At 59.5% G+C, this 26665-nt stretch carries 21 protein-coding genes; 20 read left to right on the top strand and 1 reads right to left on the bottom strand.

All coding sequences use genetic code 11. The features are described 5' to 3' along the window. Nucleotides 1-316 precede the first annotated feature (316 nt). From QWI20_RS24625 to QWI20_RS24575, 11 genes are all read left to right on the top strand, one after another. Nucleotides 317-3211 (top strand): TIGR00180 family glycosyltransferase, encoded by a 2895-nt coding sequence (locus tag QWI20_RS24625; protein WP_369307626.1) that lies wholly within the window; start codon nt 317-319, stop codon nt 3209-3211. Nucleotides 3212-3236: 25 nt separating this feature from the next. Beyond that, on the top strand, nt 3237-4238 hold the full coding sequence (gene pseB, locus QWI20_RS24620) for a UDP-N-acetylglucosamine 4,6-dehydratase (inverting) (protein ID WP_369307625.1): 1002 nt from the start codon (nt 3237-3239) through the stop codon (nt 4236-4238). After that, on the top strand, nt 4235-5419 hold the full coding sequence (pseC, locus tag QWI20_RS24615; protein WP_369307624.1) for a UDP-4-amino-4,6-dideoxy-N-acetyl-beta-L-altrosamine transaminase: 1185 nt from the start codon (nt 4235-4237) through the stop codon (nt 5417-5419). Before pseB ends, pseC begins: the two co-directional genes overlap by 4 nt. A gap of 30 nt (nt 5420-5449) precedes the next feature. Next, a complete protein-coding gene (pseF, locus tag QWI20_RS24610; protein WP_369307623.1) occupies nt 5450-6148 on the top strand; it encodes a pseudaminic acid cytidylyltransferase in 699 nt (232 codons plus the stop codon). Beyond that, a complete protein-coding gene (gene pseG, locus QWI20_RS24605; RefSeq protein ID WP_369307622.1) occupies nt 6148-7236 on the top strand; it encodes a UDP-2,4-diacetamido-2,4,6-trideoxy-beta-L-altropyranose hydrolase in 1089 nt (362 codons plus the stop codon). Before pseF ends, pseG begins: the two co-directional genes overlap by 1 nt. A 70-nt stretch (nt 7237-7306) precedes the next feature. Continuing rightward, nucleotides 7307-8359, top strand: coding sequence for a pseudaminic acid synthase (pseI, locus tag QWI20_RS24600; RefSeq protein ID WP_369307621.1), 1053 nt, complete (start codon nt 7307-7309; stop codon nt 8357-8359). 642 nt (nt 8360-9001) lie between these two features. Further along, complete coding sequence (locus QWI20_RS24595) at nt 9002-9934, top strand: ketoacyl-ACP synthase III (RefSeq protein WP_282371604.1); 933 nt, start codon at nt 9002-9004, stop codon at nt 9932-9934. 101 nt (nt 9935-10035) lie between these two features. Further along, a complete protein-coding gene (locus QWI20_RS24590) occupies nt 10036-11331 on the top strand; it encodes a motility associated factor glycosyltransferase family protein (protein ID WP_369307620.1) in 1296 nt (431 codons plus the stop codon). Continuing rightward, a complete protein-coding gene (locus tag QWI20_RS24585; RefSeq protein WP_369307619.1) occupies nt 11328-11597 on the top strand; it encodes a hypothetical protein in 270 nt (89 codons plus the stop codon). Before QWI20_RS24590 ends, QWI20_RS24585 begins: the two co-directional genes overlap by 4 nt. 168 nt (nt 11598-11765) lie before the next feature. Next, nucleotides 11766-13490: a type I secretion system permease/ATPase gene (locus QWI20_RS24580; RefSeq protein ID WP_369307618.1), complete on the top strand. Its 1725-nt coding sequence runs from the start codon at nt 11766-11768 to the stop codon at nt 13488-13490. Then, nucleotides 13487-14794, top strand: coding sequence for an HlyD family type I secretion periplasmic adaptor subunit (locus tag QWI20_RS24575; RefSeq protein WP_369307617.1), 1308 nt, complete (start codon nt 13487-13489; stop codon nt 14792-14794). Before QWI20_RS24580 ends, QWI20_RS24575 begins: the two co-directional genes overlap by 4 nt. A 58-nt stretch (nt 14795-14852) precedes the next feature. On the opposite strand, the gene QWI20_RS24570 is transcribed toward QWI20_RS24575, so the two are convergent. Beyond that, nucleotides 14853-16925 (bottom strand): hypothetical protein, encoded by a 2073-nt coding sequence (locus QWI20_RS24570; protein ID WP_369307616.1) that lies wholly within the window; start codon nt 16923-16925, stop codon nt 14853-14855. Nucleotides 16926-17332: 407 nt separating this feature from the next. Here QWI20_RS24570 and QWI20_RS24565 point away from each other — a divergent pair, with 407 nt between their 5' ends. The 9 genes from QWI20_RS24565 to QWI20_RS24525 all read left to right on the top strand — a co-directional run bounded on the left by QWI20_RS24565 (nt 17333) and on the right by QWI20_RS24525 (nt 26566). Beyond that, nucleotides 17333-18184, top strand: a complete 852-nt coding sequence (locus tag QWI20_RS24565) for a flagellin domain-containing protein (RefSeq protein ID WP_369307627.1) — start codon at nt 17333-17335, stop codon at nt 18182-18184. 299 nt (nt 18185-18483) lie between these two features. Then, nucleotides 18484-19335, top strand: coding sequence for a flagellin domain-containing protein (locus tag QWI20_RS24560; RefSeq protein ID WP_369307615.1), 852 nt, complete (start codon nt 18484-18486; stop codon nt 19333-19335). A 73-nt stretch (nt 19336-19408) separates the two neighbouring features. Further along, entirely contained in the window at nt 19409-19798 is a 390-nt protein-coding gene (locus QWI20_RS24555; protein ID WP_369307614.1) for a flagellar protein FlaG, read from the top strand. A gap of 78 nt (nt 19799-19876) precedes the next feature. Beyond that, nucleotides 19877-21307, top strand: coding sequence for a flagellar filament capping protein FliD (gene fliD / locus QWI20_RS24550; RefSeq protein WP_369307613.1), 1431 nt, complete (start codon nt 19877-19879; stop codon nt 21305-21307). Nucleotides 21308-21427: 120 nt separating this feature from the next. After that, the gene (fliS, locus tag QWI20_RS24545) at nt 21428-21823 is read left to right on the top strand and encodes a flagellar export chaperone FliS (protein WP_369307612.1); all 396 of its coding nucleotides are present in this window, start codon (nt 21428-21430) and stop codon (nt 21821-21823) included. Between the two features lie 11 nt (nt 21824-21834). After that, nucleotides 21835-22131 carry a flagellar protein FliT gene (fliT, locus tag QWI20_RS24540; RefSeq protein ID WP_133775902.1) on the top strand — a complete coding sequence of 99 codons (297 nt, stop codon included), beginning with the start codon at nt 21835-21837 and terminating at the stop codon, nt 22129-22131. A gap of 169 nt (nt 22132-22300) precedes the next feature. Continuing rightward, nucleotides 22301-23776, top strand: coding sequence for a transcriptional regulator FleQ (gene fleQ, locus QWI20_RS24535; protein ID WP_192174136.1), 1476 nt, complete (start codon nt 22301-22303; stop codon nt 23774-23776). Nucleotides 23777-23915: 139 nt separating this feature from the next. After that, complete coding sequence (locus QWI20_RS24530; protein ID WP_369307611.1) at nt 23916-25163, top strand: PAS domain-containing sensor histidine kinase; 1248 nt, start codon at nt 23916-23918, stop codon at nt 25161-25163. Beyond that, on the top strand, nt 25160-26566 hold the full coding sequence (locus tag QWI20_RS24525) for a sigma-54-dependent transcriptional regulator (protein ID WP_369307610.1): 1407 nt from the start codon (nt 25160-25162) through the stop codon (nt 26564-26566). Before QWI20_RS24530 ends, QWI20_RS24525 begins: the two co-directional genes overlap by 4 nt. The last annotated feature ends 99 nt before the right edge of the window (nt 26567-26665 follow it).

The following is a 26665-nucleotide window of genomic DNA, read 5'->3' as shown; positions in this document are numbered from 1 at the left end:
GTCGCCGATCTTCCGGCAGGTGAAGGACGTGTGGGAGCGAGCTTGCTCGCGAATAAGCCGGCACATCCGCCGAATATCCATCGGTAGAGATGCCGCCTTCGTGAGCAAGCTGACTCCCGCATGACCAGCGTTCGCCGCATCATTGCCAGCCTCCTTCCCGGCTAAAGCCCCTCCTGCCCATTGCGCGCAGTCCCGCCATCCAGAGTTGGCGTGCTTCCTGCTTCGTCTCCCCGATATCGCCATTGATCATCTTTTTGACGCCTGGCCGCATCACAGGGAAAACGTAATGCACCCTCATTCATCTCCGGGAAACACCATGCCGCTCGATGCCCAACTGACGCTTGTGGTCCTCACCCATGACCGGCCCGCGCTCCTGCGGCGGACATTGCAGTACTACAGTTCTTCGTCGGCTCGGGTGCTGGTGCTGGATGCTTCGCAGCAGTCAGCCGCAAACATCGCCGCGCTGTTCCCGCAGGTGGATTACCGCCACGTGCCGCAGTTCGCCGAGACCGGGGTCCAGAGCAGGATCGCCCACGGCGTGACCCAGGTGGCCACGCCGTTCATGGCGTTCGTGGGCGACGAAGATTTTCTGATGCATGACGCCCTGGCCCAGTCGGTGGAATTCCTCGCCGCCAACACGGACTACGGCCTGTGCCACGGCTATTGCCTGATGTACCAGGCCCACGGCGACAAGGTTGAATACTTCCGCCGCGACAAAAAGGGCCAGGAAGACTTCGCCGCCGACAACAGCAGCGAGCGCGTCCTGAGCTTCATGGACCACTACATTCCGCCGTTCTACGCGGTCACCCGCACGGCGCTGCTGCAACAGTGGTTTGCCGCGTTGCCCCAGGGCATCAGCGGCGAACTGCAAGAGTTCGGCCACGCGTATTTCCTGCTCTCGGCCGCCAAGGCGCGAATCCTGCCGATCCCCTACGTGGTCCGCGAACTCCACCACCGGCTCTCCGACCGCCCGACCCACATGCTGAAAAAGCTGAGTGACAGCGATCCGTCAGCCGTCCTCGAACGCCACGAATTCGCCAGTTTTCTGGCATCCGTTGTCAACGACCATGCCGATGTGAATGGGCATGACGGCACCGAGCAGGTCAAAAAGGCCTACGCCACCTTGCAGGTCTGTCTCGAAGATCAACACTCCCTCGGCCTGACCAGCATCGTGCTGTCCCGCTGGAACGACGTGTTCAAACCCGCGGACCATCAGTTCGGTCCCCGGCAGTTCGTTGAAATGCCGTTTTACAACCAGGCCTTCTTCGACGTGCTGACCGAAATCGAGTTTCTGATCCACGCGCTGCCTGCCGGCAAGCTGCAAATGGAACAGCTCGAAGGCACCTGGGTTCAACACGAAATGCTGCTGCGCGCCCACGGCAACGACAATTCCGAAACCATCGCCAACCGGTTGTGGGAAGCGATGGCGCTGAACATCTTCAACCCGCACATCGTCGAGCCGCTCGCCGGTCTGATGGCGCGCCAGGGTGACCCCGAAGAAGCCGTGGAAATGTCGCGCTGGTTGCAGCGCCTCAATTCGGTCCATCGCGAAGACCATCGCGTGACCCTGGCCGACATGCCGTCAGGCCAGCTGTTGCAGTGGCTCGACGCACGTCAGCCGAGCCCGGTCGACGCACAGGCCATCCTCAGCCGCATCGACAGCCTGGGCGGCGGGCCGCAGTTCGGTATTCTGTTGCTGGACCTCAACGATGACATGACCAAGCTGCAGGTCACCCTGGACAGCCTGGTCGAAGGCCATTGCAAGACCTTCAAGGTCGTGGTCTTCACCAGCGGCGAACCACCGGCAGCGACCAGCGCGCAAAACACCCTGCATTTCGTCAAGGTCAGCAAGAGCAACTGGGTCGACAAGGTGAATCAGATCGCCCGCCAGTCGACCTGCCACTGGCTGATGCTGGCTGAAGTCGGTGATGCGTTCACCGCCGGCGGCCTGTTGCGTGCCTCGCTGGAACTGCAGGCCGCGCCTGACTGCCGCGCGGTGTTCGCCGATGAAGTTCAACGTGAGGCCAGTGGTGCGCTGACCCATGTCATGCGCCCGGGCTTCAACCTCGACCTGCTGCTGAGCAACCCGACGCTGATGTCCCGTCACTGGCTGGTCCGCCGCGACGTGCTGGTCGAGGCCGGCGGTTACTCCGCCGACTTCGCCCTGGCTGCCGAATTCGAACTGCTGCTGCGCATCATTGAGCAGGGAGGGATGGGCTGGCTGGCCCATCTGGACGAGCCGCTGCTGGTCACCGATGCGCAACCGCTGGAAGAAAACCCCCAGCAACGTCTGGCCCTGACCCGGCACCTGAACAATCGGGGCTTCAAGGCCCAGATCAGTCCGGCGGCACCCGGCGCCTGGCGTATCGACTACCGCCATATCCAGCGCCCGCTGGTGTCGATCATCCTGCATGACATCGACGACCTGCCGGTGCTGCAGCGTTGCCTGGCGAGTGTCCTGCTGCGCACGCGCTACGCGAACTATGAAGTGCTGATCGCGGACGATCACAGCGTGTCGGCGGAGCTCAGCGAATGGCTGGGCCGCCAGCAAAAAGGTCGCGTGCGCGTGATTGCCATGGATCAACCGTTGAGTCAGTCCGCGCTGATCAACGCCGTGAGCGCGCAGGCCAAGGGCGAATACCTGGCGCTGCTCTCGGCCCACGGCGAAGTCATCAGCCCGAACTGGATCGACGCCTTGCTCAATCAGGCGATGCGCCCGGAAGTCGGCGTGGTCGGCGCCAAGTTGATTGAACGCAACGGGACGGTCAGCCAGGCGGGGTTGATCCTCGGCATGAACGGCGGCGTCGGTTCAGCGTTCGTCGGCGAAGCAAAAGACGCCGCCGGTTACATGAGCCGTTTGCTGCTGGACCAGAATTACTCGGCGGTGTCCGACGCCTGCCTGATGGTGCGCAAGGCGCTGTTCGACGACGTCGGCGGTCTGGATCAAGGTCTTTTCGCCGACGCCTTCGCCGACGTGGACCTGTGCCTGAAAGTAGCCCAGGCCGGATACCTGACGGTGTGGACGCCTCACGTGCAGTTCGTGCATTCGGGCGCATTGCCCGACGCGCCACAGACACTCGCGGCGTTGCAGGACAAATGGTCCGGGGCGTTCGCCCACGACCTGGCATACAACAAGAATCTGCAACTGACCGGCAAGGGCTTCACCCTCGCTCAGGCCGACGGTTCCAGTTGGGCCGAGCTGCTCGCTTAAGGCCTCCGGGTTAAAGGACACCATCATGTTCAACGGCAAATCAGTGTTCATCTCAGGCGCGACCGGCTCGTTCGGTCGCATGTTCATCCGCTCGCTGCTGGCGCGTTATCAGCCCCGGCGCGTGGTGGTGTTCTCCCGCGATGAGCTCAAGCAATACGAAATGCAGCAGGAATTCAACGCCCCGTGCATGCGCTATTTCCTTGGAGACGTGCGCGATGCCGACCGCTTGCAGCAGGGCATGCGCGGCATCGATTACGTGGTCCACGCGGCGGCGCTCAAGCACGTGCCGGCGGCGGAATACAACCCGACCGAATTCATCCGCACCAACGTCAATGGCGCGGAAAACATCATCTCGGCGGCCATCGCCAACGGCGTGAAAAAGGTCGTCGCGCTGTCGACCGACAAGGCTGCCAGCCCGATCAACCTGTACGGCGCCACCAAGTTGCTGTCGGACAAACTGTTCGTCGCCGCCAACAACATCGGTGGTGAAGAACAGACGCGGTTTTCCGTGGTGCGCTACGGCAACGTCGCCGGCTCCCGCGGCTCTATCGTGCCGTTCTTCAACAAGCTGCTGGCCGGCGGCGCGGCTGAATTGCCGATCACCGACCCGCGCATGACGCGGTTCTGGATCACCCTCGACCACGGCGTGGATTTCGTCATGCAGAGCTTCGAGCGCATGCACGGCGGCGAAGTGTTCGTGCCGAAGATTCCGTCGGTGCGCATCGTCGATCTGGCCCAGGCCATGGCCCCCGACCTGCCGCACAAGATCGTCGGCATTCGTCCCGGCGAGAAACTGCACGAACTGATGGTGCCCCAGGACGACGCGCGCATGACCCTGGAATTCGACGACCACTACACCATCGTGCCGTCGATCCGCTTCAACAACGTCGACACCGATTTTGCCGTCGACGCCACCGGCGCACAGGGCAGGGCGGTCCATGACGAGTTCGAATACCGCTCCGACACCAACCCGGACTTTCTGTCGATCCGCCAGATCGGCGAGCTGCACGCTGACGTCCGGCCATGATTCCCTACGGCAGGCAGAGCGTTGATCAGGCCGATATCGATGCCGTCGTCGAGGTGCTCAAGTCGGACTGGCTGACCCAGGGCCCGACCCTCGAACGCTTCGAAGTGGCCCTGGCCGAGCGCTGTGAAGCGGGTTTCGCGGTGGCGGTGTGCAACGCCACGGCGGCGCTGCACATTGCCTGTCTCGCGGCTGGACTGGGGCAGGGCGACCGGCTGTGGACCAGTCCGAATACGTTTCTGGCCTCGGCCAACTGCGGGCGCTATTGCGGCGCCGACGTGGATTTTGTCGACATCGATCCGCTGACCTGGAACCTCGACACCGACGCCCTGGCGCGCAAGCTTGAAGCCGCCGAATCAACCGGCACGCTGCCCAAGGTGCTGGTGGCGGTGGCGTTTTCCGGCCAGAGCTGCGACATGCGCGCCATCGGCGAACTGGCCCGGCGTTACGGGTTTGTGGTGATCGAAGACGCCTCCCATGCTGTGGGTGCGCACTACGCCGGGCGCCCGGTGGGTTGTGGCGAATATGCGGACATGACGGTGTTCAGCTTTCATCCGGTGAAGATCGTGACCACCGGCGAAGGCGGCATGGTGCTGACCAATCGGTCCGAGCTGGCCGAACATTTGCGCCGTCTGCGCAGCCACGGCATGACCCGCGACCCGGCGCAGATGGACGAGCCGAGCCACGGCCCCTGGTATTACCAGCAAGTTGAATTGGGCTTCAATTACCGCATGACCGACATGCAGGCCGCGCTCGGGCTTTCGCAGCTGAACAAACTGGACGGTTTTCTGGCCCGTCGGCGAGAGCTGGTGGCGCGCTATCAGACGCTGCTCGCCGACCTGCCGCTGACCTTGCCGACCCTTCAGGCCGAGGCCGAGGCCGAGTCGGCGTGGCACCTGTACGTCGTCCGCGTGCGGACCGACGTGCTTTCGGTGAGCCATCGTCAGGTGTTCGAAGGGCTGCGCGCGGCGGGCATCGGCGTGAACGTGCACTACATCCCGGTTCATCTTCAGCCCTATTACCGCGACCTGGGCTTCAAACCGGGTGATTTCCCCGCAGCCGAAGCCTATTACGCCCAGGCCATCAGCCTGCCGTTGTACCCGGCGATGACCGACGCGCAACAGGATTACGTGGTTGATCAGCTTGGCCGTCTGCTCGGCGAAACGGCGCGGGCAAGCAACTGATGCGAACGAACCCATGACAGGCCCGCGAGCATGAGCGCCGTCGCCATCATTCCTGCACGGGGCGGCAGCCAGCGCATCCCGCGCAAGAACATCAAGCTGTTCGACGGCGAGCCGATGATCGCCCATTCCATTCGCGCTGCGCTGGCGAGCGGGGTGTTTGATCAGGTTGTCGTCAGCACCGACGACGAGGAAATCGCCGACGTTGCCCGCCGCTATGGTGCCGACGTGCCGTTCATGCGTCCGGCGGACCTGGCCGATGCTTTCACCGGCACAGCGGCGGTCATTCAACATGCCCTCGGCGCCCTCAGTTGTTCCGCTGATTACGCCTGCTGCATTTACGCCACGGCGCCGCTGTTGCAGGCGCGTTATCTGCGTCAGGGCCTGGGCGCGCTCCAAGCAGCAGCAGAAAAATCCTATGCGTTCTCGGTGTGCAGCTTCGGCTTCCCGGTGCAGCGTGCGCTGTTGATCGACAGCGACGGCAGCCTGAACGCAATGCACCCGGAATTTCGCAGTGTGCGTTCCCAGGATCTGCCCGTCGCCTATCAGGACGCCGGCCAGTTCTACTGGGGCCGCAGCGATGCCTGGCGGCGCGGCGACACGGTGTTTTCCGAACTCAGCCTGCCGGTGATTCTGCCCCGGCATCTGGTGCAGGACATCGACAGCCCGGAAGACTGGCTGCGCGCGGAATACCTGTACGCCGCGCTCAAGGCCGGCGGGGAACTCCAGTGATGCGCGTGCTGATCCGCGCCGACGCCTCGGTGACCATCGGCAGCGGCCACATCGCCCGCTGCCTGACGCTGGCGAACACGCTGCGTGCAGATGGCGCCGATGTGCATTTTGCGTGCCGTGAATTGCCGGGCCATTTACTCCAGCGGCTGGCGGATCAGGGCTATGTCACCCATGTGCTGCCCGCACGCTATGGTGCTGAAGAAGACTCGGACATCGAAGCGGCGTTGCCGTGGCAGGCAGACCTGTCCGCCTTGGCCGAAGAAATTGAAGATGAGCCGCCCTTTGACTGGCTGATCGTCGACCATTACGGGCTGGATGCACGCTGGGAAACGGCGTCGCGCGGTCTCGCCCATCGGGTCATGGCGATCGACGATCTGGCCAATCGGCCCCATGCGGTCGAGGTGTTGCTGGACCAGAATTACAGCGCCCAGGCCCTGGATCAGCCCTATGCCGCTTGGGTTGGTCCTGAGTGCCAGACCTTTCTGGGGCCGCGATTTGCGTTGCTGCGCGAGGAGTTTCAGTGCGAGCCCATCGTGATCAAGCCTCGGGTGGAGCGGGTGCTGGTCAATTTTGGCGGCTTCGATGCGGCCGGGCAGGTGTACGCCACGATGCTGGCGCTTCAGGGCTTCGCTGATGTGCAGGTGGATTTCGTCGCCGGTTTGCACAACCCGCACTGGCAGGCGATGAGCGAGCTGGCGGTCTCTCGACCTGAGTGGCGTCTGCACACGCTGACCGGTGATTTTTTCGCGCTGATGCAGGCGGCCGATCTGTTTATCGGCGCCGGCGGCGGCACCACCTGGGAGCGCGCGGCACTGGGCTTGCCGACGATCTGTATTTCGGTGGCGAACAATCAGCAGCTCAATGCGCAATTGCTGGCCGAGGCCGGTGTGCATGAGTATCTCGGGCCCCATGTGCAGCTTGAGCCCGGGCGTTTGCGTGACGCTATCAAGCGGCTTTGCGGTGATGCGGTTCTACGCCGGTCGTTCGCCGAACAATCGAGGTTGTTGGTGGATGGCCGGGGTGCCCGGCGCATCGCTGATGCCTTGGCGACGGTTGCCGATAACGCGGCAAAGGGGCAGGGCGCATGAGCCGCTGCCCGTTCTTATTTTTATCGTTTGGCCTTGTGCCGGCCGATGTCAGTGGAGCGAGTGAGCAACGATGAATTCTTTCAAGATCGGTTCCCGAACCATCGGCCCCGACGCGCCGCCGTTCATCATTGCCGAGATGAGCGGCAACCATAATCAGTCGCTGGAGCAGGCGTTGCGTATCGTCGAGGCGGCGGCCAAGGCGGGCGCCCACGCCCTTAAACTGCAAACCTACACTGCCGACACCATGACCCTGGACATCGCCGAGGGCGAGTTCTTCATTAAAGACCCCAATAGCTTGTGGACGGGGACCTCGCTGTATGCGCTGTACGACCAGGCGCACACGCCGTGGGAGTGGCACGCGCCGATCTTTGCCCGTGCCAGGGAACTGGGGCTGCTGGCGTTTTCGACGCCTTTCGACGAGACCGCCGTGGATTTTCTCGAAAGCCTCGACGTGCCGGCCTACAAGATCGCCAGCTTTGAGAACACTGACATCCCGCTGATTCGCAAAGTCGCGGCCACCGGCAAGCCGATGATCATTTCCACTGGCATGGCCAGCATCGCCGAGCTGGACGAAAGCGTACGCGCGGCGCGGGCGGCGGGCTGCAAGGATCTGGTGCTGCTGAAGTGCACCAGCACCTACCCGGCGACCCCGGCCAACAGCCACGTGCGCACCATTCCTCATATGGCCGGGCTGTTCGGCTGTCAGGTGGGCTTGTCCGATCACACCATGGGCGTCGGCGTGTCGGTGGCGGCGGTGGCCATGGGCGCGACGGTCATCGAAAAGCACTTCACCCTCGACCGCGCCGACGGCGGGGTCGACGCCAGTTTCTCCCTGGAACCGGCAGAAATGGCCAGCCTGGTCATTGAAACCGAGCGCGCCTGGCAAGGCATGGGCCACGTGCAATACGGCGCCACCGAAGCTGAACAGAAATCGCTGCAATACCGCCGCTCGTTGTACGTGGTGCGGGACATCGCCGAGGGCGAGACTTTCACCCCAGACAACATCCGCGCCATCCGCCCCGGCCTAGGCCTGGCGCCCAAACACATCGACGCCGTCCTCGGGCGCAAGGCCCGCCACGCGCTGAAACGCGGCTCGGCGCTGAGTTGGGATGGGGTGGGTTAGCACTCGCGCGACCGACTAAGCTCGTGAGAGGGACCATTATCTTCAGCGCACGCAAAACCTGTGGGAGCGAGCTTGCTCGCGAAGGGGCCGGTGCATTCGCCGCATTTTCAGCGTTTGGAATGCCGCCTTCGTGAGCAAGCTCACTCCCACAGTGGTTCTGCGCAATGACCATAATCTTCAGCGCACGCAAAACCTGTGGGAGCGAGCTTGCTCGCGAATGGGCCGGTACATTCGCCGCATTTTCAGCGTTTGGAATGCCGCCTTCGTGAGCAAGCTCACTCCCACAGTGTCACGTGTCGTCCGATGAATTAGCGTCTGACGCAATGCCGATGACACTGAAACCACCCGCCACAATCCCGTGACATCTTCATGTCAATTACCTGTCTGAGCAGCGATCTGATGTTGCGCCGTACCTGTCGGTCAGCTAAAAGCTTGTAAAACTTTTGGTGACCTGTGGGTCATAACGGGCATCTTCACTGTATCGTGTTGGCGGGCCGTGACGTCGTCGGGCTGATTCCAGAGTGATTCTGGTACTGCCCTGACCTGTACGTTGCCTTTTTTTCAGGCCGCAAGCCCCGGATTTTCAACGCCCCGCCTTACCGCGCCGGGTGATGTTCAGCAGTTTTTTATTGGGAAGCCATGATGATTGGCATCAAGAGCATAGCGAGTTATGTGCCCACAGCCGGCGTCGACAATTACGCCCAGGGTGCCAAATTCGGAAAGGATGAAGACTTCATCCTTGGCAAGATCGGTTCTGCTTTTCTGCCGCGCAAAGACGACACCCAGGAAACCTCGGACCTGTGCGTCGAAGCGGTCAACCAGCTGTTCGCCAACAACCCCGGGCTGTCGCGGGACGCCATCGACGCCCTGATCGTCGTCACCCAAAACGGCGACGAAGAAGGCCTGCCGCACACGGCCGCCATCGTTCAACACAAACTCGGCCTGCCGACCCACGTCGCCGCGTTCGACATTTCCCTGGGTTGCTCGGGCTATGTCTACGGCATCTACGCGCTGAAAGGCTTCATGGAAGCGACCGGCCTGAAAAACGGCCTGCTGGTCACCGCCGACCCGTATTCGAAGATCGTCGACCCGGAAGACCGCAACACCACCATGCTCTTCGGCGATGCCGCCACCGCCACCTGGATGAGCGACGATGCCCCGTGGCAGCTGGGTAAATCCAAGTTCGGCACCGACGGCTCGGGCGCGGAGTTCCTCAAGACCACCGACGGCGCGTTCTACATGAACGGGCGTCAGGTCTTCAACTTCGCGCTGGTCAAAGTGCCTGCGCACCTCAACGAGCTGCTCGAAGACTCCGGCCTGCAATCCTCCGACGTCGATGCGTTCTGCATCCACCAGGGCAGCGCGGCCATCGTCGATGCGGTCGCCCGTCGGTTCGAGGACGGCAAGTCGCCGGAGAAATTCGTCAAGGACATGCTCGAGACCGGCAACACGGTGTCGTCCAGCATTCCGCTGCTGCTGGAAAAACACGTGATGAACGCCACCTGGAAGCGCATCGCGGTCAGCGGTTTCGGCGTGGGCTTGTCGTGGGGCTCGGCGATCCTTTATCGTCCCTGACATCGCGTCACCGGGCTGATCCCAGCCTGCACAACGGCGACGCTGATTTATCAGGTCGCCGTTTTGCGTTCTGCACTTCCCATAGGAAAAGGATTGCCGTCATGAGCGAGATTTTCCAGCGCAACCTCGCCGTGATCGACCAGCGCTGGCCCGATGTTGCCCAGCGGTTGCGCGGCGAAAACGTCGACGCCATCCCCGCGCAGCTGATCGAAGGCCGACAATCGACCCTCAGTATTGGCGGCATTCAGCTCACCAGCCGCCACTATCGCCTCGCCGAAGCGCAGACCCAGGCACAAAGCCTCCCCGCCAACAGCCCCGTCGTTCACCTTTACGGCACCGCCCTCGGCGATCTGCAGCGGGTATTGCTGGCCGACGCTTCCCTGCAAACGCTGCACGTCCACATCCTCAATGGCGCGCTCTTGGCCCTGGTGCTGCAACTGCTGGAACAGGATGACTGGCTGTCCGACCCCCGCGTGAACCTCGCGTACGCCGATGCCCGGAGCGAAATCCTGCTGCCCTTTTTCGCACTGCCTGCCGAGCTGGTACTGGCCGACGACCGCAGCGCGCGGATCCGCGATCGGCTGGTCAGCGAGGTGCATGTCGACTTCAACAATCACGCGTTCGCCGCCGACACCCCCGACAACGCGCGCCTGCTGGAGCAGGGCAGGGCGCTGCTGCAACGGGACACCGATGTCGCCGAGTTGTTTGGGACACAAACCGGGTGTGACGTGTTCGTCATCGCCACGGGGCCGAGTCTGCAACAGCATTTGCCGCGCCTCTTGAGCACGTCGAACAGCGCCAACCGTCCGCTGATCATTTGTGTCGATACGGCCTACGTGCCGCTGCGCAACCAGGGCATCATCCCGGACGTGGTGGTGAGCATTGACCACCGTATCACCCCGCGACATCTCCCCGCCGAGGATTCGGCCCACATCGCGCTGGTCTATGTGCCGGGCCAGGACGCCGCAATGCTGGAGGCATGGCAAGGCCCGCGCTACGTCGGCTATTCCACCAGCCCGCTGTATGCCCGGCTCCGCGAACAGATTCCCAAGGCCACCCTGCACGTGGGCGGCAGCGTCATTCATCCCGCCGTCGATCTCGCCGTCAAAATGGGCGCCGCGCGGATCACCCTGTTCGGCGCCGATTTCGCCTTCCCCGGCGGCAAGACCCACACCGGCTGGCAGGACGGCGACCTGGGGCCTGCGCTGAGCATCGCCAAACACTGGGTGCGCGACGGCCGGGGCAACAAGGTCAAGACGCAGCTCAACTTCCGCAGCTACCTCATCGAACTCGAACGCTTCATCGCCCGCCACCCCGAGGTCACGTTCCTCAACACCAGCCGCGACGGTGCGCTAATCACCGGCGCCGACTTCGACCCGGACTGGACCGCGCCATGACCCTGCCTGAACAAGTTGTAGAAGAAGCCCGCGACTGCGCGAAGCTGTTCCGCCTGGGCCGCGATATTGAAGGGGCGCTGAAAATGGTCGAGCTGATCGATCGGGCGCTGCCTCTGATGGACGCGGTTTCTGCGGAGAGACAGGCTGAATGGGGGAGGGTGTTGAGTGCGATTCTGGCGTGCCAGGAGCGGCAGGATTGGTTGGGGGTGGCGGATTGGTTGGAAGTTGAGTTTGTTGATTTGATAGGCGCAGTGCTCAATAAGTAACGACGACGGCTGATAAGTGCCGGTGAGACTCGCGCCGTCCCGTAGCAGGGTGGCTTATCCGCAAGTTCTCGTTTTTGTGTAGGACCGTTCCCGATCGCATGGCCACATCTATTCGTCGTTGAAAAAAAAGTATGAAGTCTTGCAAGATCATCTACTTGCGAGCCAGTCATGCCAAAAAAAATAAAGCATCGTTCCGTCTATAGGTTCGCTCAACCTTCTCAGCCGATGCTAATAAGAAGCCTAGTGGGCGCCGCGATGTTCGCTGGCGTTGCCAACATTCTCGGGTTGGTCGGGCCGCTGTTCATGCTGGAGGTCTATGACCGTGTGCTACCGAGCAGGAGCACGCCTACGCTGGTAGCGCTGGTGTCCCTGGTCATTTCTACCTACCTCTTCTCAGGCGCAATCGACGTCGTACGTACCCGCTTGATGATTCGCCTAGCATCGGCTTTCGACACGTCTTTGTCGTCCAGGGTGTTCTCCGCCGTTATGGGCGTCCCTCTCAAAACAAAAGTGTCAGGTGATGGGCAGCGCCCGGTGCAGGAGCTTGACCAAATCCGTGTCTTTCTATCTGGGACTGGACCCGTCGCTTTCCTTGATTTGCCCTGGGTCCCCGTGTATTTGGCGCTGTGTTTCTGGATTCATCCGTACATTGGATGGATGGCGACCGTCGTCATTTTTTTGTTAGTCGCTTTAACAGCCACCACGCACGTCATGACACGGCGCTGGCTGCAAAACGCCAGTTTGAATATGACGCAGCGAAATGTTGTCGCCCAGCAGGCAATTGAAAGCGCCGAGTCATTGGCTGCGATGGGGATGCAGAGTCGCGTTTCAGTGCTTTGGCTTCAACATCATTGTGCTGGCATTACCGGGCACAGACGAGCGACCGGTATAGCAGGGTTGTGCGCGAGCGTGTCCAAGACTATTCGACTGACTGTGCAATCCGGTGCGTTGGCGGTAGGTGCTTATCTTGTGATCAATGGTTCGTTGAGTGGAGGGATGATTGTTGCCGCGTCGATAATTGTGGCTAGAGCCTTGGCACCTGCTGAACAAGTTATAGCTACTTGGCGATCATTCACTGATGCGAGGGAGGCCTGGCGCCGACTTCAAGACCTGCTTGCGCTATTCCCCACTGCACCCGAAAAGACCCAGGTGCCGATGCCTGCCAAGCGGGTCAACGTCAAAAGTTTGTTTGTGGCGCCTCCGGGTTCGCAGAATTTAGTGCTTCAGAATTTGAATTTTTCACTGGAGGCGGGCAGCGCTCTTGGAGTAGTTGGAGCCAGCGCTTCGGGCAAGTCTTCATTAGCAAAGGCCTTAGTAGGGAGCTGGGGCTGCGCCCGTGGGCAGGTTAGCTTTGATGGCGTCCCACTCAGCCTTTTTCCCGCTGGTCGACAAGGTCAGCTGATTGGCTACATGGCACAGCACACTGAGCTGATCGGTACCACCATTGCAGAGAGCATTGCACGCCTTGATCCGGCCGCCACTGATGATCAAGTCATCGCCGCAGCCCGAATCGCCGGAGTCCATGAGCTTATATTGCAGTTGCCAAATGGCTACCAGACCCTAGTCGGCCAAGATGCATCAAAACTCAGTGCGGGACAGCAGCAGCGTATCGCGCTGGCTCGTGCTTTGTATGGCGATCCATTTCTGGTGGTGCTGGATGAACCTAATTCGAACTTGGATAGGGATGGCGAGCTGGCTTTATCCGAAGCTATTTTGTCCGTGAAACGCCGAGGTGGAATTGTTGTGGTCGTAGCTCACCGCACTAATATCCTCGCTGTTCTCGATCAGGTGCTAATTCTTAATGGTGGATTGCAGGTTGCATTTGGCCCCAAAGATAAGGTGTTGAAATCTGCAAATAATGGACATGTGACTGCGGGGAGTACCTCGTTATGAGCGTGGATCATCAGGTATGGGCAGCTAAGTCCATAAAACAACATCTTTGGGGTGGTTCAATCTGCATACTTGCACTCGCTGGCGGCGCTATAGGCTGGTCAAGTGTCGCACAATTAGCCAGCGCAGTAGTCGCGCCCGGAAGCGTTGCGGTATTAGGTCATGTAAAGACCGTCAAGCATCTCAGCGGCGGTGTAGTTGGAGAACTTCTAGTCACCGAAGGGCAGCAAGTACATGAGGGGCAGATACTCATCCGCCTGGATGCGACGTTGAACCGTACTAACCTCGCTATCGTTAGTAAAGCGCTTGAGCAATCTTGGGCGCGAGAGGCCAGGCTTGAAGCTGAACGAGACGGTCTTTCTTCCTTTGAGGTGCCTTGGATTCTTCAACAGCGAGAAGGCAAGACGATAGAAGCGGCAGTATTGAGTGAGCGCCGACTGTTTACCGAAAATCGACGCTTGCGAGAAGGTCAAGAAAAGCAGCTTAACGAGCGTATTAGTCAGCTGCGCGAGAAAATCAAAGGCCACGCGCTGCAACAGAGAACTAAAGGTGCGGAAATAAAACTGGTGGAGCAGGAGCTTAAGGCGGTCACCACGTTGTACGAAAAGGGCATGATGACGCTCGATCGTATGAATGCACTCGCGCGTAGCCATGCCAGACTGCAGGGTGAGCAAGGTCAACTCGTTGCCGCTGTCGCGGAAACTAAAAGCAAAATTGCCGAGACGGAGATAGAGCTTCTCCTGGTGGCTCAGACATTCCTAAGCAATGTCGTTGTTGAATTACGTGACCTTCAGGTTCGAGTAGGCGAGCTTAGAGAGCGAGAAATTGCTGCGGCTGCTCAGCTAGCCGCCTCTGAAATCAGAGCGCCATTGGCCGGACGTGTCCACCAGTTGTCAATCCATACCGAGGGGGGCGTTATTTCTCCAGCTGAACGCTTGATGGACATTGTTCCATTGAGCGACGAATTCATCGTTGAGGCCACTGTCGCCCCGCAAGATATAGATCAGCTGGCTGTCGGGCAGCCGGCGATTTTACGTTTGACGGCGTTTAACCTTAACACCACACCCGAACTCCTAGGCGAAGTGTTAAGAATTTCTCCTGACTTGGTAAGCTCGCCGGAAAATGTATTAGGGTACTACCGCGTTGGCATCGCCATTCCTCCATCAGAGTTGGCAAAGCTGGAAGAGCTTAAGCTTGTGCCGGGAATGCCTGTTGAGTCACTGATAAAGACTGGCAACAGGACAGTGTTGTCTTACTTGATCAAGCCGATCATGGACCATTCGCAGCGGGCTTTCAAAGAAGAGTAGGGCGCTGCCAACGTGTCAATGAAGAGGCGTGGTCTGCTAACCACGCCTCATGCTTGCGTCAGCTCACCATACCCTCGATCGAGAAGCTGTCTCCGTTCGCTACTTGAAAGGTCTCAATGGTCTGCTGTCCATTGAACCAATCAAAAAGTATGAACGCATTGTCACCAATATTAGCGCCTTGATTTTGTTGCGAATGAATGAAAGCGTTATAACCCACTTTCGCCACCTTCAAATCATCTAAGGTTGGAATACTTAAGAATTTTACGGTGTCGTGGCCGGTTGTCCCCTCATCACCGATACCACCACCTGCATAAGATTCGACGATATAGGTATCCGAGCCTTCGCCACCATAAGCATTAGCGACTCCGATCATCTGGAAGACGTCGTTCCCTTCGTCACCAAAGACACTACCGGCGTTATACATCACGAACTGATCATCCCCCTCTCCGCCATGGGCATCTCCCCGACCGTGTAGCTCAAAGCTGTCATTGCCGAAGTTGCCATGAACCTCATAATCCGAGCCCCACGCAGCTAGTCGGTCATTTCCGACGCCTCCATGGGCTACACCTGAATTAACCGATAGGGAATCGTTGCCACCTTCTCCATAGATCACTGAGCCTTTATCGGCGGTGTGGGTTCGGATGGTGTCATTACCTTCCCCTCCATAAAGCATGTCTGCCTGATGCCCTTCCTTACCAGGAGAGATCGGAACAGCCGCCGTCGACGAGACCATGCCTCCATAAATGAAGTCATCACCGGCACCTCCGTGAATGACGTCATCCCCCGCGCCACCTTCGAGCTGGTTCGCGAGATGGTCCCCAGTTATCACGTCGTCAAAGCTGGTACCAATGATGTTCTCGATACTTGAAAAGGTGTCACCGTCTGCATCCCCGCCCTTGCTGATATTATTTGCAAGGTCGATCTCGACCGCTTGGTAGTTGGTCACATACCAGGCGCCATCTGCTCCGTTACCGCCGTTGAAGCTGTCCTTCCCCGCACCGCCAATAAAGTTTTCGGCATCATTACCACCGATGAAAGTGTCATCATACTGCGTACCTTTGAACACCTCGACGTTCGTCAAAACGTCTGCCACAGGGGAGGTACCTTGGGTCCAAGTCAGCGATCTGTCTACCGCAACAGCCGCAGTCGATGCGGAGTAATCTGCAAGGTCAATACCGGCGCCGCCGTCAAAAGAGGTTGGTATCTGGCCTGGGATAAACGTGTCGGCGTGGTTAGACCCGCGTATCAGCTCAACATCAATATATGTGTCGCCGCTGGCAAAACCGGAGTGCACATTGGTCTCAAAGTTGAAAGTAATCGCTTCCGGACTGTCTAAATAACTTGCGATGTCGTAATCGCCTCCGCCATTCAGGACATCCGCGTCTGCGCCTCCCTCGAGTACATCATTACCGTTTCCCCCCATTAGCTGATCCGGCCCGCCTTTTCCCAGCAATTTGTCGTGGCCGGCTCCGCCGGTCAGGGTGTTGGCTTGTTCAGTGCCCGTTCCGATGAAGTTGGCGGAGCCCGTGTATGTCAGGCGCTCGATATGGGGATCAAGCGTCCAGTTGGGTAAGGCAGTCCTCACTTCGTCGTCCCCTCCGTCTGCTTCCTCCACAAATTTCGTGGTGGAATTCGCAAGACCGGCTGCGATGTAGATATCGTTTCCAAGCCCTCCCTGCAGAGCCGAGTTCGGAAGCTCTGTAGCCAAGGTGTCGGCGAAAGCAGAGCCGATTACATTTTCGATGCTGATCAGCTGATGTCCTTCGGAGTCACCGCCAGAGGTGATAGAGCCTTTCGCATTCAGGCTGACACTGACTGCTTCAGGTGAAGTGGAGTAGTCCATCGTATCTATCCCGCCGCCGCCGTTGAATGTAGCGGGGCGTGCATCGCTCACAAAAGTGTTAGGTGAGGTAGAGCCTTCAAATCGTTCGATACCAATGAACGTGTCACCTTCCGCATGGCCGGTGTGTTGATTGGTTTTTAGGTTGAGGTTTGAGGCGTCACTAAATACCGCTGTGTCAAAACCCTCTCCGCCATTTAATAAGTCTGCACCTCCGTCGCCCTGGAGCCTGTCATCGCCAGCCAGACCGTCGATGCTATCGCTGCCTGCTGTCCCCTTTAGGGTATCCACTTTCGATGTTCCTGATATCACGTTCATAAATGCCTCAGTCTCTGTCGTTTGTCCTGCACTATTCATATGGCGCAGTGCTCACAAGATCTAAGCCTTGATTCAGCACAAATTCATATTCAGAAAATTCCTATATTAATGTGCGAATTTTCTATTTCGGATTTGAGCATCAAGCCATCCGCCGACTGTGCAAAAATATTAAAAAAAATTAAAAATATTTCGAAAGCTTTGTCCTACAGTGGCTTAGGTGGAAATTTATCCTACATATGTAGTGGTTGTATAAGGGCTGTGTGGGAAAAGTTGCTCAAGCGAGTATCGGTTGCGTCGATACAGCGGTTGTAGGTTCTCCGGGAGAAATGGATGTCCCCGATGTTAGAGAGCTCTCCGTTTCTATCAACGAGGAATTAAAAATGGCTTTGACTGTAAACACTAATATTGCGTCGCTTGCGATTCAGACCAAACTCAATCGTGCGAGCGATGCGCTAAGTATCTCGATGACACGCTTGTCATCAGGGTTACGGATCAATAGCGCGAAGGATGATGCTGCCGGGTTGCAGCTCGCGACAATGATGACGAGTGAGATAAGAGGACAGGGTGTCGCGTTGAGAAACGCCAACAATGGGGTATCCATGGCACAGACTGCGGAAGGAGCGCTCAATGAATCAGCAAATATTCTCACCAGGATGAAAGAGCTAGCGATTCAAGCTCGGGATGACACCAACGGTACAGCCCAGCGCACGGCTTTGAATGATGAGTTCGTTTTGATGAGTGCCGAGCTTACCCGAACTTCCGAAGATACTAAGCTCAATGGTCGGCGGCTTCTTGATGGTACTGCCGGGGTCATGGAGCTACAGATTGGTACCGACACAAGTGCCGCATCTCGAATTACGCTGGATTTAAGCGCTAAGTTCGATGCCGTTTCAATGGGGGTGGATTCAGCCACGTTGGCGCTATCAGGTGCGACAATTGCCGATGCTCACACGAATGCTGACGCTGCGATGCTAGCAATCGATAAAGCGCTGATGTCTGTCACTTCGACGCGCGCAGCATTGGGGGCGTCGCAGAACAGACTTTCCTCGACGGTCGCCAACCTCCAGAGCATGGTTGAAAACACTCAATCTGCCCGTGGCCGGATTCAAGACGTCGATTTCGCCGCCGAGACCGCCGAGCTCACCAAACAACAAACCCTGCAGCAAGCCTCCATGGCAGTACTGGCTCAGGCCAACCAGCTGCCATCAGCCGTCCTCAAGCTGCTGCAATAACCCAACCGCCGCTATAGATGAGGCCAACCAAAACCCGGGCGCGCCGCAGGGGGCGCCCTTCTTTTTGAGAACTGGTTAACAAATTGCCGGGTCAGGTTAAAGCTTCCAGGGGTTGCGCCGAAACGCTGTGTATCCCCGGACAACAAACTGCGGGGGTGGCGCTCTGGTGGCAAATAAATTTGAAAAAGCCCTCAAGCTCCTGGCAACCGCGACGATAAACATTACGTAGGTTCTCTAGGCCACACCCGGCGCTTGCCAGGGCCGGATAGCCGCAGCAAACAACTCACGAGGAATTCATCATGGCTTTAGGCGTAAACACCAACGTAGCTTCCCTGGCTGTTCAGAAGAACCTGTCCAAAGCTTCCGATGCACTGTCGACTTCGATGACTCGTCTGTCTTCCGGTCTGAAAATCAACAGCGCTAAAGACGACGCAGCCGGCCTGCAGATCGCAACCCGCGAAACTTCGCAAATCCGCGGCCAGACTGTTGCCATCAAGAACGCCAACGACGGTATCTCGATCGCTCAGACCGCTGAAGGCGCTCTGCAAGAATCGACCAACATTCTGCAGCGTATGCGTGAACTGGCTGTTCAGTCCCGAAACGACACGAACGGTACTGCTGACCGTACCTCGCTGAACGCCGAATACGGCCAGATGTCTGACGAACTGACCCGTATCGCTGATTCGACCAACTTGAACGGCAAGAACCTGCTCGATGGTTCCGCCAGCACCGTGACTCTGCAAGTCGGTTCCAACACCGGTACTTCGAACCACATCGACCTGGTCCTGACCGGCAGCTTCACTGCTTCGGCTCTGGGCGTTTCGAGCGGTACAAGTTCGATCAGCGGCGGCGACAACGCCACTGCCCACACCAACGTTGACGCCGCTATCTCGGCAATCGACGCTGCACTGGCACAGATCAACAGCACCCGTTCGAGCCTGGGTGCTTCGCAAAACCGTCTGACCAGCACCATTTCCAACCTGCAAAACGTTAACGAAAACGCCACTGCTGCACTGGGTCGTATTCAAGACACCGACTTCGCCGCTGAAACCGCTAACCTGACCAAACAACAGACTCTGCAACAAGCTTCCACCTCTGTTCTGGCCCAGGCTAACCAGCTGCCATCCGCTGTTCTGAAACTGCTTCAGTAATAACGGCTAGAGTTTTGGCGGGGGAGTATGCTTGCGTGCTCTCCCGCTTTTTACTTTCAAGAGGTGAGTGGGCATGGACATCAGTAACAGGCTGAATGTGTCTTATCCAACGATCCAGTCGTTGCCCGCGGTGCCTGTGGTTGCTGACAAGCCAACCGTGGCGCCTCAAGTCGTTGCTGCTCCGGCTGCTTCATCGCCGTCAGGCACATCGACAAGTAAAGACTCAGATCCGGAAAAGAAAACCGAAGAACTGGAAGCGGCCGTCAAGCAAATGGAAAAGTTCTTTCAGTCGGTTCATCGCAATCTGGAATTCTCCATCGACGACAAGTCGGGCAAAGTGGTAGTGAAAGTGATCGCCACAGAAACCGGCGAAGTGGTGCGGCAATTGCCGTCTGCTGAGGCGTTGAAACTCGCCGACAGTCTGAAGAACGCAAACAGCCTGTTGTTCGAAGCAAAAGTTTAAATGGCATGAAACGTGAACGCGGGCACTTCGGTGTGGCGTGCTCGTCAAAATGCCGACTACAACTGAAAGGAGACTCACATGGCTAGTCCAATTACCCCCTCCACCGGCCTCGGCTCGGGCCTGGCAATCGGTTCTATCGTCGATGCGCTTGTCAACTCCGACAAGCTGGCCAAGCAGACCCAGATCACCACCCAGACCAAGCTGGTCACCACCAAAATCTCCGGCATCGGCACGCTGCAGAGCGCGATGACTGCGTTTCAGACCGCACTTACCAATCTTGGCAAAACCGACACGCCTGCATTTGCCGGCTATGCGGCAAAAGCTTCTGACGCGACCATGCTGACCGTTACGTCCGATAACTCGGCCGTGCCCGGTACTTACACCATCAAAGTAGGCAACCTCGCCACAAGCTCCAGTGTCGCGAGCGCTTCGTTCTCAGGCGGGTCCACCAGTGCTATTCCGAGTGGCGATTTGACCCTCACTCAAAATGGCATTGACACCAAAATCACCATCCCGACCGGCGCTACACTGGCGTCGGTTGCCAAGCAGATCAACGCACAAAGCGCGACGTCGAACATCAGCGCCAACATCATCACCGATGACAATGGCTCACGGCTGGTGTTCAGCTCGACGGTGACGGGTAAAGGCACCGACATCACGGCGTCGAGCACCACATCGCCCGAGTTCAACATTGCTGCCAACGCCAAGCTTGATCCAACCAGCACCACCAGCGCGGGCTACATCGATAAGCAAGCTGTCGACGCCAGTCTGACGGTCAACGGCCTGAGCATCACCAGTGCCAGCAACACCATCGACAAGAGCCTCGGCGGCGTGTCCATGACACTGGTGGGGGGAACGGGGACTTCGACTGTGACGGTGTCGTCGAACAACGATGGTCTTAAAGCCTCGCTGCAAACCTTCGTCGATGCTTACAACAACGTTGTCAAAGCCGTGTCCAGCGTCACCAAAGCGACGGTAAGCGACACCCCGGACAAAACCACCGGCGCGACTGTGACGGCTGCGGCGTTGACCGGCGATGCGATGCCACGCTCGATTCTTGCAGCAATCCGCGATCAGTTGGTGACGACCGGTGCACCAGGCGGTCTTTCCGTACTCTCGCAGCTGGGCATCACCACCGGTCAATCCGACGGTACGCTCAGCCTTGATGCTACGAAGTTCACTGCCGCGATGAATCAGGGCCTGGCGGGCGACGTGCAGCAACTGTTCAGCGGCACGGACAGCACCAACGGCTTGCTTTCGCGGATGCAGGCTGCCATCACGCCTTACACCCAGACCGGCGGTATTTTCGACACGCGCACCTCCAGCCTCAACAAGCAGCAGACCGATCTGACGAACCAACAGGCCGCTCTCGACCTGCGGGTGACCACGCTGACCGCTACCCTGACCGCCAAATACAACGCGATGGACTTGCTGGTGGGGCAGTTGAAGGCCTCGGCGACGAGCATCACCTCGTTCTTCGACTCGCTGAATGCCCAGCAAAGTGGCTGACCGTTGACGAGTTGATCAAGACCCGGCCTCCAGTGCCGGGTTTTTGGCATCTGGCCTTAAAGTTTTCCCGGCCCGTGTCGATACCCTCACTATAGAAACTTCGTTGCGCGAGGTAAGACAATGAACCGTATGGCAGCCCTTCGTCAGTATCAGAAGGTTAACTCACACGCCCAGACCGCCGTGGCCACGCCACACCGTCTGGTTCAGATGCTGATGGAAGCCGGCCTGGACCGTATCGCCCAGGCCAAGGGCGCCATCGGGCGCAAGGACATCCCTGCCAAAGGGCTGTTGATCGGCAAGGCGATTGAAATCATCGGTGGCCTGCGTGAAGGTCTGGACATGGAAAAACAGGCGCAAGCCCTGGCCCATGTCGACAACCTGTACGTGTACCTGATGAAGCGTCTGGCGGAAGCGAACATCAAATCCGATCCGAAGATCCTCGACGAAGTCAGCGGCTTGCTGACCACGGTCAAGGAAGGCTGGGACGGGATCGGCGAACAGCAACCCGTGCTCTGAAGGAGAAACCCATGAGCGCTGCACTCAAGCGAATCGAAGAAACCCGTGAAGCCTTGGTCGATGCCCTCGAGCAGCGTGACTGGGAGGCGATCGGCCAGCTCGATATGGCCTGCCGGGCCTGCGTCGATGAGGTCATCAGCCAGGCAAGCAACGATGAGCCTGAGCTGCGAAATAATCTGGAAGAGCTGCTAGGCGTCTATCGCAAGCTTATTGACGTGGCCGTGGGCGAACGTCAAGCGATCGTCGACGAAATGTCGCAGATCCAGCGAGCGAAAAGCGCGGCAAAGGTTTACCATCTGTTCGGTTGACACTTGGTCCATAGCCAAAATATGTACGCCATAAATTTGACTGTGTACGGTTTTTTGACTTAACTAGTGAAGTTCACTAATTTCGGTGATTGACACGTCTCAACGGACGATACGAAAGCCAAGCTTGCCCGTGATCGGGCATCGAGTTGACTAGGGAAGTTGCTATTGCATGTGGCGTGAAATCAAAATCCTGCTGATCGATGACGATAGCCAGCGCCGCCGTGACATGGCGGTGATCCTGAATTTTCTGGGTGATGAGAACCTGTCCTGCTCCAGCACAGACTGGCAGCAAGTCGTGGGTTCGTTGACATCCACCCGAGAAGTGCTTTGCGTGCTCGTCGGCAGCGTGAACGCCCCGGGCAGCCTTCAAGGCCTGCTCAAAACCGTGGCCGCGTGGGACGAGTTTCTCCCGGTCCTGCTGATGGGCGAGAATTCCTCGGCCGAACTGGCGGACGATCTGCGCCGCCGTGTCCTCTCTACCGTCGAGATGCCGCCCAGCTACAGCAAACTGCTGGACTCCCTGCACCGCGCCCAGGTCTATCGCGAGATGTACGACCAGGCCCGTGAACGTGGGCGTCAGCGCGAACCCAATCTTTTCCGCAGCCTCGTCGGCACCAGCCGTGCGATTCAGCACGTTCGCCAGATGATGCAGCAGGTCGCCGACACCGACGCCAGCGTGCTGATCCTCGGTGAATCCGGGACCGGCAAGGAAGTGGTCGCACGTAACCTGCACTACCATTCCAAGCGCCGCGATGCGCCGTTCGTGCCGGTCAACTGCGGCGCGATTCCGGCCGAGCTGCTCGAAAGCGAACTGTTCGGCCACGAGAAGGGCGCCTTTACCGGCGCCATCACCAGCCGGGCAGGGCGCTTCGAACTGGCCAACGGCGGGACGCTGTTTCTCGACGAGATCGGCGACATGCCGCTGCCGATGCAGGTCAAGCTGCTGCGCGTCTTGCAGGAACGCACCTTCGAGCGCGTGGGCAGCAACAAGACCCAGAGCGTCGACGTGCGCATCATTGCCGCGACCCATAAAAATCTTGAAGACATGATCGTCATCGGCAGTTTCCGCGAGGATCTCTACTACCGCCTGAACGTGTTCCCGATCGAAATGGCGCCCTTGCGTGAACGTGTGGAAGACATTCCACTGCTGATGAACGAGCTGATTTCACGCATGGAGCATGAGAAGCGCGGTTCGATCCGCTTCAACTCCGCTGCCATCATGTCCCTGTGCCGTCACGGCTGGCCGGGCAACGTGCGTGAACTCGCCAACCTCGTCGAGCGCATGGCGATCATGCACCCGTACGGCGTTATTGGCGTCTCCGAGCTGCCGAAGAAATTCCGCTACGTCGACGACGAAGACGAGCAACTGGTCGACAGCCTGCGCAGCGATCTCGAAGAGCGCGTGGCCATCAACGGCCATACGCCGAACTTCGCCAGCAGCGCATTGCTGCCGCCTGAAGGCCTGGACCTGAAGGACTACCTCGGTGGTCTGGAGCAGGGCCTGATTCAGCAGGCGCTGGACGATGCCAACGGGATCGTGGCACGCGCCGCCGAGCGTTTGCGCATCCGCCGCACCACGCTGGTGGAGAAAATGCGTAAGTACGGCATGAGCCGTCGCGAAGGCGACGAACAAGTCGAAGACTGACTGTCGTTTGACGCGCCAAAAATAAACCGCTGATTTTTCAGCGGTTTTTTTTCGGCACGGGGATTGCTATGTCTCTGGGAACATACCGTTTACTGACGGTTCGCTACCCGAGAGATCAACTATGCCCCAGGCCGCTCAGATGTCTTCCGAACCCGGTTCAGCCATTGGTTCGTTAGTGCAGCAGTCCCCGGAAGTGGCCAGCAGGCAAGGACTTGAACAGGCCTTCGCTCTGTTCAGCCAGATGTCGACTCAACTGACCGACTCCTACGGCCTGCTCGAAGCGCGGGTCACCGAGCTCAAGGGCGAGCTGGCCGTGGTCAGCGCCCAGCGCATGCAGGAGCTGGCGGAGAAAGAGCGCCTGGCGAACCGCTTGCAGCATCTGCTCGATCTGCTGCCCGGCGGCGTTATCGTCATCGACGGCACCGGTATGGTCCGTGAGGCCAATCCTGCCGCACTGGATCTGCTGGGCGAGCCGTTGATCGGCATGCTCTGGCGCAACGTCATCGCCCGCTGCTTTGCGCCCCGTGAGGACGACGGCCACGAAATCTCCCTGAAGGACGGGCGCCGGCTGTCCATTGCCACCCGTTCGCTGGACGCAGAGCCAGGCCAATTGGTGCTGCTCAACGATCTGACCGAAACCCGTCACCTGCAAAGCCAGCTGGCGCGTCATGAGCGTTTGTCGTCCCTGGGCCGTATGGTCGCGTCGTTGGCCCATCAGATCCGTACGCCGCTGTCCGCCGCCATGATTTACGCCAGCCACCTGGCCGAACAGGCTTTGAACGTCGAGACGCAGCAGCGCTTCGCCGGACGGCTCAAGGAGCGCCTGCACGAACTCGAGCATCAGGTGCGCGACATGCTGGTGTTTGCCCGTGGCGAGTTGCCACTGACTGACCGAGTGACACCGGCCGCGCTGGTCGCCACCCTCGAATCCGCCGCCCAGACCCATGTCCGCGACGTGGCCGTGCGCTGGCAGTGCGACAGCCCGACGGGCGAATTGCTGTGCAACCGTGACACGCTGGTCGGCGCGGTGCTCAACCTCATTGAAAACGCGGTCCAGGCCAGTGCCGGCCAGAGTGAAGGGCGGCGTTGCCTCAAGATTCATGCGTACAACCGCGGCAACACGTTGCGCCTGTGTGTCAGCGACAGTGGCAGCGGCATCGAGCCTGCGGCGCTGGCCCGCATCGGCGAACCCTTCTTCACCACCAAAACCACCGGCACCGGCCTCGGTCTGGCCGTTGTCACCGCCGTGGCGCGGGCGCATCAGGGCCGTGTCGAATTCCGCTCGCGTCCGGGCCGTGGCACCTGCGCCATCGTGTCGTTGCCTTTGGTTCCTGGCGTTGGGACTGGCCCTGGCGCGTTGGCCATAACGGCAGGTGAGCGCTCATGACCATCAAGGTGCTGCTGGTCGAGGATGACCCTTCTCTGCGCGAAGCACTGGGCGAAACCCTGGCGCTGGCCGGCCATGATTATCAAGCGGTCGGCTTGGCGGAAGAGGCGCTGATCGCCGCCGCCGATTCGTCGTTCAGCCTGGTGGTCAGCGACGTCAATATGCCCGGCATGGACGGTCACCAATTGCTCGGCCAGTTGCGCAGCCGTTATCCGCAGTTGCCAGTGTTGTTGATGACCGCCCACGGCACGGTCGACCGCGCGGTGGAGGCGATGCGTCAGGGCGCGGCCGATTATCTGGTCAAGCCGTTCGAGCCCAAGGCGTTGGTGGCGTTGGTTGCCCGCCATGCGTTGGGTCGCCTCGGGCCGGCCGATGGCGAGGGTCCGATCGCGGTCGAGCCTGCCAGCGTGCAGCTGCTCAGCCTCGCCAGTCGTGTCGCGAAGAGCGATTCGACGGTGTTGATTTCAGGCGAATCGGGCACGGGTAAGGAAGTGCTGGCGCGTTTCATTCATCAGCAGTCGCCGCGCGCCGGCAAGCCGTTCATTGCGATCAACTGTGCGGCCATCCCGGACAACATGCTCGAAGCCACGCTGTTCGGCCACGAAAAGGGTTCGTTCACCGGGGCCATTGCCTCTCAGGCCGGCAAGTTCGAGCAGGCCGAGGGTGGCACCCTGCTGCTCGACGAGATTTCCGAAATGCCCATGGGCCTGCAGGCCAAACTCTTGCGTGTGCTGCAAGAGCGGGAAGTGGAACGGGTCGGTGCGCGCAAGCCCATCGAACTGGACATCCGCGTGCTGGCCACCACTAACCGCGATCTGGCGGGCGAAGTGGCGGCCGGGCGTTTCCGCGAAGACCTGTTTTATCGACTGTCGGTGTTCCCGCTCGCGTGGCAATCCTTGCGCCAGCGTCCCGCCGACATTCTGCCGCTGGCCGAGCGTCTGCTGGCCAAGCACGTCAATAAAATGAAGCACGGGCCGGTGCGGCTGTCCGCCGAGGCGCAGAAGTGCCTGATCAGCTACGCCTGGCCGGGCAATGTCCGCGAGCTGGACAACGCGGTACAGCGGGCGCTGATTCTGCAGCAGGGCGGGGTGATTCAGGCCGAGGACTTTTGCCTTGCCGGGCCGGTCACGTTCGCCGCCGCGCCGACGCCTCCGGTGTCGGCAGTCGCGACCGGCGCCATGGACGTGTCGTCCGATACCGGCAGCGGGGAAGGGGCCGGCGCCCTGGGTGAAGACCTGCGTCGCCGCGAGTTCCAGATGATCATCGACACCCTGCGGGCCGAACGCGGCCGTCGCAAAGAAGCCGCCGAACGCCTCGGTATCAGCCCGCGTACGTTGCGCTACAAGCTGGCGCAGATGCGTGATGCGGGGATGGATGTCGAAGGGTTTCTGTTTGCCTCCTGAGCAGGCGCGTGTGTCGGTGAAATGGATGCCTGCCTGACTGGAGCTGACGACAGATGCCCGATAACCCGCTGATTTTTCAGTGAGTGTGATGCCGTCTTC

This window comes from Pseudomonas sp. W2-17 (genome assembly GCF_041060445.1).
In the GTDB taxonomy this organism is placed as follows: domain Bacteria; phylum Pseudomonadota; class Gammaproteobacteria; order Pseudomonadales; family Pseudomonadaceae; genus Aquipseudomonas.
This window is presented reverse-complemented; position numbering and strand designations above follow the sequence as displayed.